Source organism: Propionispora hippei DSM 15287, from assembly GCF_900141835.1.
Classification (GTDB): Bacteria; Bacillota; Negativicutes; order Propionisporales; family Propionisporaceae; genus Propionispora; species Propionispora hippei.
This window is the reverse complement of the sequence record NZ_FQZD01000030.1, coordinates 13,639-28,181: the sequence shown is the minus strand read 5'-3', so window position 1 is coordinate 28,181 and position 14,543 is coordinate 13,639. Positions and strand designations below refer to the sequence as shown.

At 51.0% G+C, this 14,543-nt stretch carries 9 protein-coding genes and 3 riboswitches; of the genes, 2 read left to right on the top strand and 7 right to left on the bottom strand.

The annotated features are described in order from the left end of the window. Window positions 1-6: 6 nt before the first annotated feature. From F3H20_RS14620 to F3H20_RS14595, 6 genes are all read right to left on the bottom strand, one after another. Window positions 7-1,140 carry a hypothetical protein gene (locus tag F3H20_RS14620; RefSeq protein WP_149735651.1) on the bottom strand — a complete coding sequence of 378 codons (1,134 nt, stop codon included), beginning with the start codon at window positions 1,138-1,140 and terminating at the stop codon, window positions 7-9. A 46-nt stretch (window positions 1,141-1,186) separates the two neighbouring features. Continuing rightward, complete coding sequence (locus F3H20_RS14615; RefSeq protein WP_149735650.1) at window positions 1,187-2,083, bottom strand: C1 family peptidase; 897 nt, start codon at window positions 2,081-2,083, stop codon at window positions 1,187-1,189. 253 nt (window positions 2,084-2,336) lie between these two features. Next, entirely contained in the window at window positions 2,337-2,930 is a 594-nt protein-coding gene (locus F3H20_RS14610; protein ID WP_149735649.1) for a hypothetical protein, read from the bottom strand. Window positions 2,931-2,997: 67 nt separating this feature from the next. Beyond that, the gene (locus tag F3H20_RS14605; RefSeq protein WP_188128356.1) at window positions 2,998-6,906 is read right to left on the bottom strand and encodes a TonB-dependent receptor domain-containing protein; all 3,909 of its coding nucleotides are present in this window, start codon (window positions 6,904-6,906) and stop codon (window positions 2,998-3,000) included. A 494-nt stretch (window positions 6,907-7,400) separates the two neighbouring features. Continuing rightward, window positions 7,401-8,837 (bottom strand): hypothetical protein, encoded by a 1,437-nt coding sequence (locus F3H20_RS14600; protein ID WP_149735647.1) that lies wholly within the window; start codon window positions 8,835-8,837, stop codon window positions 7,401-7,403. Between the two features lie 355 nt (window positions 8,838-9,192). Continuing rightward, window positions 9,193-9,636 (bottom strand): OmpH family outer membrane protein, encoded by a 444-nt coding sequence (locus F3H20_RS14595; RefSeq protein ID WP_188128355.1) that lies wholly within the window; start codon window positions 9,634-9,636, stop codon window positions 9,193-9,195. A gap of 235 nt (window positions 9,637-9,871) precedes the next feature. Further along, a riboswitch (cobalamin riboswitch) is annotated at window positions 9,872-10,085 on the bottom strand. 271 nt (window positions 10,086-10,356) lie between these two features. Next, a riboswitch (cobalamin riboswitch) is annotated at window positions 10,357-10,571 on the bottom strand. Window positions 10,572-11,171: 600 nt separating this feature from the next. Next, a riboswitch (cobalamin riboswitch) is annotated at window positions 11,172-11,346 on the bottom strand. A 199-nt stretch (window positions 11,347-11,545) separates the two neighbouring features. Here F3H20_RS14595 and F3H20_RS14590 point away from each other — a divergent pair. Further along, on the top strand, window positions 11,546-13,219 hold the full coding sequence (locus tag F3H20_RS14590) for an ABC transporter ATP-binding protein/permease (protein WP_149735645.1): 1,674 nt from the start codon (window positions 11,546-11,548) through the stop codon (window positions 13,217-13,219). Window positions 13,220-13,273: 54 nt separating this feature from the next. Here the strand turns inward: F3H20_RS14590 and F3H20_RS14585 are convergent, their stop codons facing one another. Beyond that, the gene (locus tag F3H20_RS14585; protein ID WP_149735644.1) at window positions 13,274-13,939 is read right to left on the bottom strand and encodes an NAD(P)H-dependent oxidoreductase; all 666 of its coding nucleotides are present in this window, start codon (window positions 13,937-13,939) and stop codon (window positions 13,274-13,276) included. Between the two features lie 239 nt (window positions 13,940-14,178). On the opposite strand from F3H20_RS14585, the gene F3H20_RS14580 reads away from it, so the two are divergent. Then, window positions 14,179-14,517, top strand: a complete 339-nt coding sequence (locus tag F3H20_RS14580; RefSeq protein WP_149735643.1) for a winged helix-turn-helix transcriptional regulator — start codon at window positions 14,179-14,181, stop codon at window positions 14,515-14,517. Window positions 14,518-14,543: the final 26 nt, after the last annotated feature.

Below are 14,543 nucleotides of genomic sequence, written 5' to 3'. Positions count from 1 at the left end.
CTGCCCTTACACACTCTGCAAAGCCGGGAATAAAAAGGCATTATTGAAAACCATCATAACAACTTGATCAGCTATCACCTTATCATCCAACGGGTAGGTTTCCAATAGCGGCGTAATTTTTTCAGCCACCGCTGCCGGATCGATGGCCAACGCTCTGTTATGCAGCCATTCTTCCTTGCCGTCAACCGGTTTTCCCTGCAGCGAAAGCCGCTCTTCATATTCCTGTTTCAGAGCCGCCACGACCCGCGTTTTATCGACATAGGTCAGATCGTCCGATTTGAACACAGCCAGCATAGCCGCCCGGATGACGGCGTCTCCTTCGCTTCTGTCGGTCATGCCCTTTTCAATGGCTGTATAGAGTAAGCTGTTGTATTCGTCAAAATAACGGAAATCGTCCCGGTACAGCGCCGCTTCCACACTAAACAGCATATAGTCGTAACCGGTAAGCGGTTTAGCCGCTGCCGCATCCTCGCCATAGCAAAGCCGTGAAGCTTTAACCAGCAGCTTTTCCGTGGCAAATTGCCCGGCATCGGCATTTATTACAACAAAATAGCCGTTTGTCAGCGATACACCGCCCAGGCTGTCCGTACCGGCATATTCATTATGATACACCAGACGAATGTCCTTGTCACCACCGTCCAGGAGGTCCTGCAGACTATTGACCGCGCTGTCGACTACTTTAAGGGTGGTTGACAACTGGCCGCTGGTCAGCAGGCTGGAAATACTGTTGGCCAGTGTGATAAACGGCTGAAAATAGTCTTTATTCACATAAGCCAGCAAGGCCGCGCTGACGGATACGGTGCCGCCACGGTAAGGCACCAGGTTGGTCAAGGCATAATTCAGTTCCACCCCTTTGCCTAAGGAAGTTGCATTCAGATTAAGCGAAAGCGGTCCGGCTACACTGGGTAACTGCTGTGCGGCATTGCTGCCGAATTGCAGCTCGACAACGGAAGAAACCACCGGCACATAGCTGCGGAATAATTTGCGGTCATCCTTTAAAAACATTTCCGTCAGGCGCAGCCGGAGATAATGCTGCCCCTCTTTCAACTCGATCCGTTCCACGTCCGACGTTACCGGCGCAAATACATAATGCTTCGACTCTTTGACAAACAAATTGCTGAACCAGTCAATCAGGCTCATAAAACACTCTCCCCCTTTCTCCTGCTGCCGTTGCCATCGTTTCTTTTTACAGGCCAAATTGATCGGCGGCAATCCATTCCATGTTTAAGAGCGACCAAAAGTCTGTCGCCAGCTTGTTCAAGACATATTCATAGGGCAGCCAGCCATAGCCGGCATCGCCCCAGGCGCTGCCCCAGGAATTACGGATCAGCAAGGCTCCGGCAGTTTCCTTATTATATTGGGTGTTTTTCATTGCCAGCGTATCATCATAACCGAAAGCCGCCACGGCATGCCCCCACTGAGCCTGTTCATCCGGACCGGGAGCCGGGATGCCGCCGGGTACATCGGACGCCGCAAAGGAAGCAAAACCGTAGAAACCAAACATGCTGGGAATTCCGGCGGCCAGGTATTTTTTTACGCTGCCAAGGACATCGGCCGGAGCCTGATTAACCCCGGCGGCATCATGGCAAAAGTACTGCAGCGCTTCATAGTTGTCAGCCACCGCATAAACAAAAGATGTCGGTTCTTTATCAAAGTCAGGTACTTTATCAGTGTAGGGCCAGTATTTTTCCGGCGGTACGCCGCACAAGGCCAGAGCTCCCATGGTATCCCGGATATAGGAGCCACTGTCGCCGGCCACTCCCTGTAGATTTCGGGCATTCTTATAGATAAACAGACGGGAAGCGGTCATATTCCGGGAAAAGGAACGATTCTCAAAATACTCGACCATGCCTGCCGCCGCATGAGCGGTGCAGGCACCCAGCGCCCCCTGATCCTGGACAGGTAAGCACCACTGCCTAAGATCCACCCGGTCCGGCAAAGGAGTATCCCGGTCCATTCCCAGCTTTTTCAACGTTTGCTGCAGATTGGGATGGTCCTCATTGTAATCACGTAGATCAGGCAGGGCCGGCAGCCAGCCCGTACCCACCACCCGGCTGTCAGGCAGAATAATTCTGGCATTCATCTTCATACCTCCTCACCATTGGGAAACGCTGCTCCGGCCAAATGCCGCAGCAGCGTTTCCATTTTTATTTGCAAATTTACCAACTTTCCTTATTCATTTACCTATGATCCGCCAGCTAAAAAAAGTACTGCCTGGTCATGCGGCAAGTCCGGCCTTGCTGCGGATAGGCCACGCTGCCGCTGGCATCTAGCCTGTTCACCACTCCGTTGCCGGCATTCGCGACCATCGTCGACTGCCAGGCAGCCCGTCCAAACTAATTCATTACCGTTTCTCTTGGCAAAAATGCAAAGGTCTCCGGATCAATGGTGTGGCTGAAACACATGGACGGTATACCGCCATGCTGCACCACTTCCTGCTGCATAGCTTCCATAGCCGCTTTGGCGGCAGACGCCAGCGGCAGACCCGAACAGATATTGGCGTAAAAACGCGGCATAAACAGACGGGAAGCCAGAGGATTATAACCTTGTTCCATACCAAGCATGGCATAAAGCTGCCCCATATTGCCCAAATCCCGGTTGTCCAGCTTACTGTTCAGCGTAATTAATGTAAGAGTTGGCGCTGTTTCCCGCAAATTTCTCACCAAATGAATACGGTCCATTTTCTGATTTTCTTGCTTGCCGCCGGCAAAAATTAATTGTTGGTCATCACTGCGGCCGACAATATGGACCCAGTCCGGCTTGCCGTCAGTCACGGCAGCGATCATAGCCTCCGGCTGTTCGCAGTCGGCAACCTGCACGCTTACCAAGCCTGCGGCTGTCTGCGCAACGATTTGCCGGAGCGTATCCACTTCCCGCATTTCATCGCGCAAATCCAGTTTTAGAATCAACAGCCTACGTATAGCGTCCATCCTTAGTCCCTCCTTGGTTGATTGACTCCGTGCGGCAGCCAGCCATAGCTGCCGCACGAAGCCATCCTCAGAATGAGTATTCCATCGTCATATAGTAGGTCCGGCCCTGCTGTGGATAGGCGACATTGCCTAATGTCCCATTACCAGAATGTGACTCATACAAGTACTGTTGTTCAGGCCCCTTGTTGGCAATATCGTTGATCCCGGCAATCAGTTTGAATTGCTTATCAAAGCTGTATTTCATACCGATATTGAACAGTCCCAGCGCTTCATAATAGGCCCTTTCGCCTGAACCATTATACCAGCTAAGATCATCCGTCCAGTTGTATTCACCGAAGACGCTGAGCTTATCGCCGGGGAACCGGTAGTCCAGTCTGGCATTGAACGTCCACTCCGGCGTCCAGGGGAAGGGCTGCCCTTCCCAGGCGGCATTGCTCATATTCGCATACGGCGTATAGCCCTTGGTGATCAGCGAATCCTGCCAGGTGGCGCTTAGGGTAAAATCGTAGCGCCGCCAATGCAGCTTATTGCTCAGTTCCACACCCCGGATGTTGCCGGCGCCGTAATTGGCATACCAGGTCGCGCCGGTCAAGGGATTAAAGACGGTGGTTAACAGGTTTTCCGACTGACGGTGGAAATAGGTCAGGGTAGTGTCGTTGTCCGTACCGAACAGCTTGCCGGTCCGGTTAACGGATACATCCCAGTTTTTGCCGTGCTCCGCATAGGTTTCCGGGCTCCATTTAGACGCGCTGTTGAATTCATACCATTTGGACACCAGGTTGACCCCGTCGCCAAACACCTCATACCAGCTTGGCAGGCGGTGATAGGTGCCGTAGGTGGCCCAGGTAGTCCACTGGTCATTCAGTTTTTTCTTCAGGCCCAGGTTATAGCTGTACAACCAGCCTTCGCCGTCCTTCACGTCAATGCCGATATCGGCTTTTTGAGCCCGCACCAGCGGCGTAAAGGTCAGGCTGCCGGCATCGTCCAGCTTCATGGTATCCTGCAGTTGGAAATAGTAGTTGCTCAGATTATATTTCGGCAGGAACAAATGCTCAAAGCTTTTTTTCCAGGCTGTGCTGGAATATTGATCAAAGTCAAAATTCACCTTCATCGTTTCCTTGCTGGCTGTGGTCAGGAATTCCAGCAGATGGTGCTCGCCCATCTTCCAGGTGCCGTCAATACTTGCGTTGTAGGTGTCATTGCGGAAGGTGTTGCCGCCAAGGACAAAATCCCGGTTGCCGTTCCCATATCGCATCCAGAGCGCTTCTTTATCCTGATGGATTGTACCCAGCTTCCAGCCCCATTCCACCTGGCCGGTTTGCTGACGGCGACCGAAGGACAGCTCGGTTTTTTCCGTATCCACCGTACTGTCCCGCATCGTCCTTTGCGCCGTACTAAAGGACGCGGGCCAGTACTGTTCCGGTAGGTCGGCCAAATAGGAGCCGACTGCCTGCGGCGTGTGGGTTTTGTTATTAACATAGTTTAGCTTGACAAACCAGTTATCGTCCTGCCATTTGGCAAGGATATTGTTGTCTTCATAGCCGTTATTCTGACGCCAGCGGGTTAGAGGCAGAGTTGATTTGACTCCAAAACCGCCACCAGGCAATGGCTCCCACCCTGTAACGTCATCCTGGGACAAGACTTTATGATATTTGAAATCACCGGTGGCCTCTTCATGATTCACCGCGAACAGCAGACTACCGTCGCCTACCGGCGCCGTGGTCTCCAGATTAACCTTCTGGCCGCCGAAGGAACGCAGGCCATAACTGAGCTTGCTATCGGTTTTATCCGGTTTTTTTGTTATAATATTGATCGCGCCGCCCATGGCCGCGCCGGCGAAGCGGGCCGGGATATAGCCGCGATAGACCTCGATGCGCTCCACGTTGTCAATGTTGAGGTTTTCCAGATTGACCGCCTGCTCGCTGCCGGTATTGACCAGGACGCCGTCGATATAGATATTAACCTGGCTGGCCGAGGAGCCGCGGATACGGGCCGTCGTATAGTGGCCGGTGCCGCCGCCGGAGAGCTTGTCGATATAGACGCCCGGCACCGTTTGCAGCAGGTCGGCCAAAGTTTTCTGTTCGCCTTTGTATTTCGGCACGTCAATGACGGACACCGTACCGGGCGAGAGCTTTTTCTCCCAGTCCGGCCGGGCGGCTTCGACGACTAAGGGCGCGAAGGTAAATTCCTTCGTATCGCCCGGCGGCGGCGCAGCGGCTGCTTCCGGGCTGCCCGTACCGTCTGCCGCGACGGTTTTTTCAGTGTCAGAAGCCGGTTGGTCCGGGGCGGCGCCTTCGTTGCCCGGCGCTACCTGAGACGTGTGGGTGGTAACCACGCTATTTGCTGCTGTCGGCGCCACTTGTGCAGGAAGTTCCGCATTGACTTCGGTCGCCAAACCGTTCGCCGGTTGGTTCAAATTTAGGCCGCCGGATTTCCGGAAGGTCCGGTCCACTGCTTTGTCGGTCTGCGCCGGGCCGCCCCAGCGCCAGGAAACGCCGCCGTTCAATTGCCAGTCGGTATTGACCTGGCCGCCGAAGGATTTATTGACCTCCAGCCAACCGTCCCGGCTGTCGCCCAGCTTGAAATGACTGCCCAGCGTCACATCGTACCAGGTGTCCTTGCCGGCCAGATTGTCCGCCTTTTGTGAGGCCAGAGCAACTTCATTCAGACTTGGATTCGAGCTGTTCTGCATGGCGTACATCATGGCATTGCCGTTGTCCAGGAAATCATGGTTGGCCGACAGCTTGAGATAGGCTTCGCCGGTATGCTCCCCCTGCCCGTAGCGTTTGCCGACAGACAGTCCGGCGCGGCCGAGCAGCATGTCCGTTTGATCCTGCCCATATTTCAGGCCGTTACTCAGGCGGAAGTCAAAGGAGCGCATGACGCCGTAAGACAGACCGGCCTCCGGTTCCAGGTACCAGCCGTTGCCTTTATCCATCCGAAGGCCGTAGCGAGCGCCGAGTCCGTAGGTTTTCGCGGTGAAATCCTTCTGATAGCTATCGCCAAAGGAGTCGGTATAGGTATAGGTATTATTAATCGTACCCCAGCGCACCATGGTGTCCAGGTAATGTCCTTTGTTGCCTACCCAGAGCGCATAGGCGCCAAGACCGGTACTGTCGAGATCACCTTGACCGCTGTTATAGTCGGCGCCGCCGGCATTCTGGGCGCTAAAATCGGCATCGGAGGTCATTTTGCTGAAAAACAGTCCGTTGTAGACTTTGCCGCCGAGCAGTTCCCTGTTCCGCAGCTTATCGTAGCCGACCTGGAGGCCGTTATAGATCTGACCGAAGCGGGAGTTCTGCACGCCGTCATAGGTGTACTTGCCCCGCCAGGTATTGGCCCACACGCTTTCCCGGTCGCTGAAATCATCCCGGACGATGCTGCTGTCGGCAAACCGCCGGTCGTCGCCGCGCTTCCAGAACAGGCCGTCTTCAATGCGCCACAGATTGCGTGTCGCCAGGGCCGCGTTGGCGGCGGAGTAGGCGCCTTGGGATAGAAAGTCTTGTTGTTGCGCCGTCCAGTAGACGGAGTAGTCTCTATAGGTAGTACCATTTGAAGTATCTTCCTCGTCAAGCTTTAGCTCGGTTGAAATGATATATTTATTTAATGCCCCATCTACTTGATTCGTTGCTGTACCTATAACATTAAATTTGTCTATATTGGTGTCATAAATACCAAAAACGCCCTCTACCTTTCCCCTGAGCATGGTATCAGTAACTGTATCCCAGGAAAAACCGGTGGTATTACCTGCTCCAAAGTTTTTATTTAATATATATTCTAGGTTTACATTCACCATTGCTTCCGAATCTTTATCTATCAGTGTGGGACTCATAAGATAAACAGCATCACTATAGCCTTTGGAAGCTGCGTATGTCCCGTCGCTTTTAAGCTGTGAATTTTTAGTACCAAGATTAAGGCGGAACGTTACATTGTCACCAAAGCTGCCATTCGTTATGGTTAGTGTGCGTGCCGGCATCCTTGATCCTGTTGTAGTAATCTCCCAAAATTTTCTTCCGGTAGGAACATTGTCTTTTGTATAATCATTGCCGGCACTATACTTATAGGCTAAATCTATCGTGCTGCCCGAATTCATAACTAAATTCGTTGCACTTAAACTACTCGTTGAATCTAAAGGGCGCCAGGTGCTGCCTGAATTCAAAGTAATAGGGATTGTGTAGCTCCCCCCTGGTGACTGCGAACCACTGGAATAGGTAGTTTTAGCATCTCCCGCACCTATCGTATATGAAGATTTTGAATTAATATTAATATCATCAGAACTTGGTGCTATTTCTGTAAGTTGCAAAGCAGCATAACCCGGCATGGTATAAATAATATGAAGCATAAATGCCAACGAACATACTTTAAGGGCCTTGGCCATGCGTTTTTTACGATATTTCCCCCGCAAAACTCTTCCTCCTAAAACAGTTAAAAAGAGGGGCGGATTTTCCGCCCCTTATTTAGAGCTGGTACTTATTGTTTAGCAAAATGGGCACTGATAAATTTGTCGAAATCTTCCGGTTTGATACCGGCGCGGGAAGCCAGCAATGGATGCACGAAACCACGCACCGACTTGATGGAAGCAGGCGCTGCGCCGGCTTTCAGCTTGCTAATGGAAGGCGTCGCCAGGGAAATAGCATTGAATGCCGGACTGCCAATGGGATCACCACTACCATCAACCCATTCAGATGCGTTAGCCGCATCAATGGGATCACCAACAAGACCGGTTGCATCATAAATAGTGAGATTATCACCAAGCATTCCCCATACTTTACTAAGATCATTTGCAGGTAGTAAAGCCCACATGAAGCCCGGAAGATCTGCAAGACTTTCAATAGCAGTGGCACCAGATAAACTGCTGATCAAGGCATTACTTGCCGCAAACAAAGTGCTCGCCGACACTTTCCACAAACGACCATTTAACAAATAATTATAAGCTGATTCCGTATAATAGGAACCAGTCAAGATATACGCAGTGCCATCCGAAACGAGGCCCAAAGCACGAATATCGAATTTATCGTTATTGTATGTGCTACCAGTCTCCGAGGCATTGGCCGGACGGACCAGATCGGTGACGGTAAGACCGGTAGTCACCTTTTGGATGCGCGAAGCGTAATTCCATTTTACAGTATTCGGGTATGAGGTGCCGGTGCCATACCACTGGGCGCCGCCCAGGGCGGTTGCATAGAGATTGCCGCCGTAATATTGGAGGTCGAACACATTGGGCGCCAGAGTGGCCGACGGGCCGCCGCCGGTAACCGGTGCAAGAGTGCCGGCATCCAGTTTAACAATGATACTGTTGTAGTACGTGTAATTAGCCGGGTCAGAACCGGAACCGGATACGGCATATTGCTGCGCTACCGCGTAGACATAATCTACTGAGGATTCGGTATTGAATACCGTATCGACGCTGTAAGCGGTAGCCCCGGAGCCTGTGGCGGCAAACTGATAATACGGGGTATCCAGAGTCAGGGTTTCGGTACCGCCGGTTTTGCCATGAACCAGCTTGAACACCCGGCCGGCGGAATAATCGGCGCCATAGAGCGTGCCGCTGGCTGTCCCGCCGGGGGAGTTAAGGTTGTAGATATTGAGCAGGTCTGTGCTATCGCTGTATTGATAGGCCGCTGTATTGGGCGCTACTGTTTGCGTCCAGGTACTGGGATCATAGACTGAGAGATAGCAGAAAATCTGCACATAGCTTGCATTATAGCGCCTTTGCACCAGCAACACCCTGGTCCCGGTGCTGCTGCCGCCATTGAAGTAAAACGCGATAGGATCAGTATTGGTAATATCCACACCGGAACCACTGACAACTGCCGGTGTAGAACCTGATGAGGAAATTAGTCTAACACGTCCCTTATTTGCACCAGTTTCTCCAAAATTATAAAACGTCGCAATTACATTTGACATACTAAACACCTCTCCCGAGTGCTCCACCAACTCTGAAGCTGCCATTTCTTCACGGGTCTTTTTCCGTAAAGCTTCGTTGTCGTCGGCTTACCTATGTCCGATAGGCGCGCCTTCTCCGCCTTGCCTTACGAAAAAATCCCCGCAAATTAATTTGCAGTTTCAAAGTCGGCGGAGCACCCTTTTTATTTTTCTTACCTTGCGCCCCCCAACAGCTTATCGGCCGCTGAGGTCTCTTCCTTACTGCTCATGGGAAAAGAACTCACCTCCCTGGATCCGAATTCCTATCGCAGCCTGTCCGGGCGTCGTTATCACGGCCGGACAGGACGGTTAGGCTTAATTGGGCCATTGCTGTTGCTTATTGTTTTACTTTCGCGATCACGTCGGCGGTAATATCAACTCCGCCATAGACTATGATTCCTGCATCAACGATGGCGGGCAAGCCCTTTTCTCCGGCTACCGCCTTGATCGACGCCTCGATTTTATCGCCTACCGGTTTCATCAGGGCGTCCTCCCGCTGCGCTTCCTCGCGGGCGATGGTATCACTCAGCGCTTTTCGCTCCCCGGGCGACAGATCTTTGCTCCGGGCGTCATAGTCTTTTTGCGCCGCCTCCCGCATGCTTTGAATCTGCCGCAGGAGGTCCTGAATGCCGGGATAACTGTTAAAAACCTGCTGCCGGTCGACATAGCCGACGCTTGGTCCCGGGGCGGCCTTAGCGGCCAGAGCCGGGGCCGGCGCAATCAGTCCGGCCAGGAGCAAGACCGCTGCCACCAGAGAAATCATTGGGGATATTTTTTTCATATACTCTCTCCTTACCATAATCTCTATCTGTTATGTACAGCCGGCGGCGGGGCTTGTCTACGGCTAACCCCTGCCTTGGCTACAAAGCAACCTGCCAAATAAAAAAACTCCCTTTACGGGAGTGTGCTTACGCCAACCAGGCGGACACGGTCCCTGGTTTTAAGCGTAATCCCCTCCCCGGTCCATCGCGGGTTCTGTGTGCAACAAGTTCCTATTTTGAACTGGTCCACACTAACGGTGATTGTCGGATAAGGCAGTTCTCCTGGCTCTGGTTCCTCGCTCCCCTGCGCCTTCCCAAAGCGTTCGCTCCAGTGGCAGAGTACAGTACGATCAGGTTTAAGATCGACACTATACTGCAAGTCGCTCCCCATTACAGTGGCGGGTCCGCGCCGGTCTTCAACCGGCTTCCCTATTAAGCCCCGTAGGGCACCTATCCCAACGCTATATAGTTGTGTTACTTTCTTCTTCCTATGCGGTACTGCGCGACTGCCTCACTATAAGCTCCAATCTGTTGTGTAAAGCCATCGCAAAGCTTGTACACGGCTAACCCTTTACCAGGTCCAGCGGTCCAGGCGTACCAAATAAAAAAACTCCCTTTACGGGAGTGTGCTTACGCCGACCAGGCAGAAAGCAGCCTAGTCCAAAACGTAATCCCCTCCCCGATCCATCGCGGGTTTCGTGTGGCAACAAGCTCCTATTTTGAACTTGCCACAACACTAACGGTGATTGTCGGATAAGGCAGTTCTCCTGGCTTTGGTTCCTCGCTCCCCTGCACCTTCCCAAAGCGTTCGCTCCAGTGGCAGAGTACAGTACGATCAAGTTTAAGATCGGCACTATACTGCAAGTTCGCTCCCCATTACAGTGGCGGGTCCGCGCCGGCCTTCAACCGGCTTCCCTATTAAGCCCCGTAGGGCACCTATCCCAACGCTATATAGTTTTCGTCACTTTCTCATCCTATGCCGGCCTGCGCATCGATATGCTAGGCAACCAATGATTAGATAAACCTGTCGGCCTGGCGAGAGATTTTTTCGTCTGGCAAGGAAGTAAACCGCCGGAATAGCGGCCCCTATTGCAAGGTTTTGCTGACGCAGCCAGGCGGAAAAAGCTCCGTTAGTGGTTCGCCAACTTTGAAAGTGCAAATTAGTTTGCGGGAATTTTTTCGTAAGGCAAGGCGGAGGAGACGCACCTATCGAACATAGGTAAGTCGACAACAACAATGCCTTGCGGAAAAAAGACCGTAAAGGAATTGTATTTTCAGAGTTGGTGGACCACTTAGCTGCACAGTGTGAATTAATCAGTGGTTACCTTGGTTATACGACCTGCCGATAAACAAAAGAGCGTCAATCGTTCCGTCCGGCGGAACAATTGACGCTTTACTTTTTTCAAAGCCGCCTGCTGTCAATGCCGGGTTAAGAACCTACATGCTGTTAAGGCGAAAAGGCTCATCTTAATAAGCCTACCGTCAAGTTATAACTCAGAGAGCTATCTCCATGCCTGCAAGTGTTCTTAATCCCAGACCTGTCCATCGCAGGCTGTACGGATGCTAAAACCAGGCAGTACCCTGACTTAGGGTCATGGCCATCTTCCTCCTTGGTAAAAGGCTTACAGAAACATGGCTCTCCTTCACAGTTGCGAGACAGCGCCGGAATCACACCGGACTTCCCTTTTAAATCCGGCCTACTGCCGGATACCTGATTTCCTATGAAATTTGATAATAATTCTTTGTTTTACTTTCAATTAAAACTTACCACGAATGGGTAATTTTGTCAATATATATACAGTTGTATACAATATATTCTAACCGTATCACATTCTGCCGCATTCACCAGCTCACACTCATACTGTCTTTCGGTGTTTCATATAATGAACTGCATCAGCCATTTCCATTCCCAGAAAAGGAGGCTGTTCCTTGAAAGTTCCGCCCAACAATCTGCTGCGACTTTCTCTTATATACTGGGTTTCCGGCAAAAGCTACGTAGCCTGGTTTCTCGCTTTGCTGGTTATCGGCTGCACTGTCGTCATCGTATCCCTCAATCTGGCCTTAAACAACTGGCAGGCAGGCTTTTACAACCAGTTGCAGGCTTATGACCGCCCCGGCTTTCACCGGACACTGCTGCAGTTTCTGCTCATATCGACCCTCTATATCCTGACCTCAGGCTACCAGTCTTACGGCAAGCTGCTGCTTCAGCTCCGTTGGCGGCAGTGGCTGACTGACGTATTTACCCGTCTTTGGCTGACTAACCGGACTTACTATCATCTGAACCTATTGCAAACGTCCCTTGACAATCCGGGCCAGCGAATCAGTGAAGATATTCGTATTTTCATCAATACCACGGTTGATATTGTGGTGGACGTGCTGCGCCACTTGACTACACTGGCCGTATTTTCCACTGTCCTTTGGCAATTATCCGGTACGCTGACACTACCCTTTTTTCCGTTTGCTCTCCCCGGCTATCTGCTCTGGCTGGCCCTTCTCTACTCACTTACCGGAACCTGGTTTACTTTCCGGGCCGGCCTTCCGCTGGTTTCCCGCAATGTAATCCAGCAAACCGCCGAAGCCGATTTCCGCAGTCACCTGGATCATCTGGGCGGCCATGACGAAAGCGTGGCCCTCTACAGGGGGGAGGCCGCGGAACAAGTAACTCTCACCAGGCACTTCAAAAGGCTGGCGCAAAATTATCTGGCCATTGCCAAGGCTACGAAAAATCTTACCCTGCTGTCGGTAGCCTACTCTCAGTTATCCATCGTGTTCGCCTTTCTGGTATCGTCGCCCCGTTACTTTTCCAACGAAATACAGTTAGGCCAGTTATTTGAAATCTCCGGTGCCTATTGGTATGTTCACGCCTCGTTGTCTTATATGGTGGAAAACTTTAATAAGCTGGCTCTCTGGAAAGCCGTCCATATCCGGCTTACCCATTTTATTCATATGATGTCGGCTGTGGAAAAGCTGGCCAAGGCCGATGGAACTACCGTCCCGCAAAAAGCAAATCAGTTTGAACTAAAAAATGTTACTTTATTTTCACCTACCGGCGACGTTCTACAAAAAAACATCTCCTGCACACTTCACCCACAGGAACACCTGCTAATCAGCGGGCCGCCAGGCTGCGGCAAAACAACGCTGCTGCGGACCATTGCCGGCATTTGGCCTCACTTCAGCGGCCTGGTGCTAAAACCGGGCCGGCAATCCCAATTTTTCCTGCCGCAAACGCCTTATCTCTTCAAAACCACGTTGCGGGAGCTTCTTCTTTATCCTCATCATCCGCCGGTCGACGATGAAATCCTGCAAGAATTGTTAATTTGCTGCCAATTGCCCGCTCTGTACGCCAGACTGAATGAGTATGAAGACTGGCCTAAAAGCTTATCCCTTGGCCAGCAGCAATGCCTGTCCCTAATCAGAGCAATCCTGCACAAGCCCGCCTGGCTTTTTTTAGATGAAGCAACAGCCAGCCTCGATCCTGCTACGGAAGAACGGCTTTACGCCTGTCTCCGGCAAAAGCTTCCGGCAACCACGCTGATCAGCGTTGGCCACCGGAAGAGCTTGCTGCCCTATCATCAACGCCTTTTACAATTACGCACTGATTAATTTACAGCCTATGAGGCCAAAATTTTTACCTGGCTGTGTCAGATGGTTGGACAATCACACCCATTGTACAACGGAAGCCAATGACTGCCGTGTTTTGGGACGAGGCTCAACGGCGCGATAGCCAAAGCTGACCATGGCCGATACACCAAAATGTCCGGTATCCAAGATTCCCTCTTCTGTGAGAATTGTTTCCACAGCCGCCCGGTTGAAGCCCTCAATCGGACACGAATCTATTTTTAACAAAGCAGCCGCTGTCATCATATTGGCCATAGCAATATAGGTTTGTTTGCAGGCCCAGTCAAAAACCGCCCGGTCACTCTCTAATAAAGCAAAGTCATATTTTTGAAAATCCTCGAAGGCTTGTTTTTTTTGTTCCGCTCTGTTCTGCGGCAATTTTTGTATATCTTTCATTATGTAGCTAACATAGTCCGAACTATAAACAGTATCCGCTTTTTTCCTTGCCAGTAAAATTACAAAATGACTGGCGCCGTTAAAGCTGTTCTGAGCTCCCCAGGCTACAGGGAAAAGTTTCTCCTTTAATTCGGCACTTTGTACAACAAGAAATCGCCAGGGTTCAAAACCAAAAGAGCTGGGCGAAAGACGTGCTGCCTCCAGAATAACTGAAAAGTCTTTTTCCGATACGACTTTCGTCGCGTCGAAATGCTTGCAGGCATGACGGAATTGAAATATCTCCAAAATATACTCCTGTTTACTATCCATAACTACCTTCCTGCCTTTCTAAATGAATTTATCGTCAGTATATCATGCCATATTTTTTAGTTGAAGTACGCACATTTTTTATATATAATATACAAGAAGTTACCTAAGTATCTTTTTTATCCTTACTCTACCCAATGCTCCACCAAGCTTGAAAGTAGAAATTGCTGACGGTCCAAAATTTATCATCCTCTTCCAGTTTCAAAGTTGGCGGAACACTCCCCGGCGAAGGAGGCCCTGAGATGGAAAACACAGAAAAGTCTGTCTGCACTCACAAGCCTTGTCCTGTTGAAACGACGCTAGCTATTATCGGCGGTAAATGGAAGGGAATTATTCTATATCGTTTGCTTAAAGGCAAAAAGCGGTTTAATGAGCTGCAGCGATTAATGGTAACAGTGACGCATCGTACCTTAACCCTGCAATTGCGGGAATTGGAGCAGGACGGGATTGTCAAGCGTACCGTCTATGCCGAAGTACCGCCCCGGGTAGAATATGAACTGACCGAACTGGGGCATTCTATGCATCCCATCATTCAGGCGTTATATAACTGGGGCAACGATTACCAGCAGCGAAAAGAATAATTCTTTAAGTATAAGTTAAAGCCCGC

What these genes read in the sequence shown, in the direction of transcription:
- F3H20_RS14620 (WP_149735651.1), bottom strand. Translation starts at nt 1,140, where the DNA reads ATGAGCCTGATTGACTGGTTCAGCAATTTGTTTGTCAAAGAGTCGAAG.
- F3H20_RS14615 (WP_149735650.1), bottom strand. Translation starts at nt 2,083, where the DNA reads ATGAATGCCAGAATTATTCTGCCTGACAGCCGGGTGGTGGGTACGGGC.
- F3H20_RS14610 (WP_149735649.1), bottom strand. Translation starts at nt 2,930, where the DNA reads ATGGACGCTATACGTAGGCTGTTGATTCTAAAACTGGATTTGCGCGAT.
- F3H20_RS14605 (WP_188128356.1), bottom strand. Translation starts at nt 6,906, where the DNA reads ATGCCGGCACGCACACTAACCATAACGAATGGCAGCTTTGGTGACAAT.
- F3H20_RS14600 (WP_149735647.1), bottom strand. Translation starts at nt 8,837, where the DNA reads ATGTCAAATGTAATTGCGACGTTTTATAATTTTGGAGAAACTGGTGCA.
- F3H20_RS14595 (WP_188128355.1), bottom strand. Translation starts at nt 9,636, where the DNA reads ATGAAAAAAATATCCCCAATGATTTCTCTGGTGGCAGCGGTCTTGCTC.
- F3H20_RS14585 (WP_149735644.1), bottom strand. Translation starts at nt 13,939, where the DNA reads ATGGATAGTAAACAGGAGTATATTTTGGAGATATTTCAATTCCGTCAT.
- F3H20_RS14580 (WP_149735643.1), top strand. Translation starts at nt 14,179, where the DNA reads ATGGAAAACACAGAAAAGTCTGTCTGCACTCACAAGCCTTGTCCTGTT.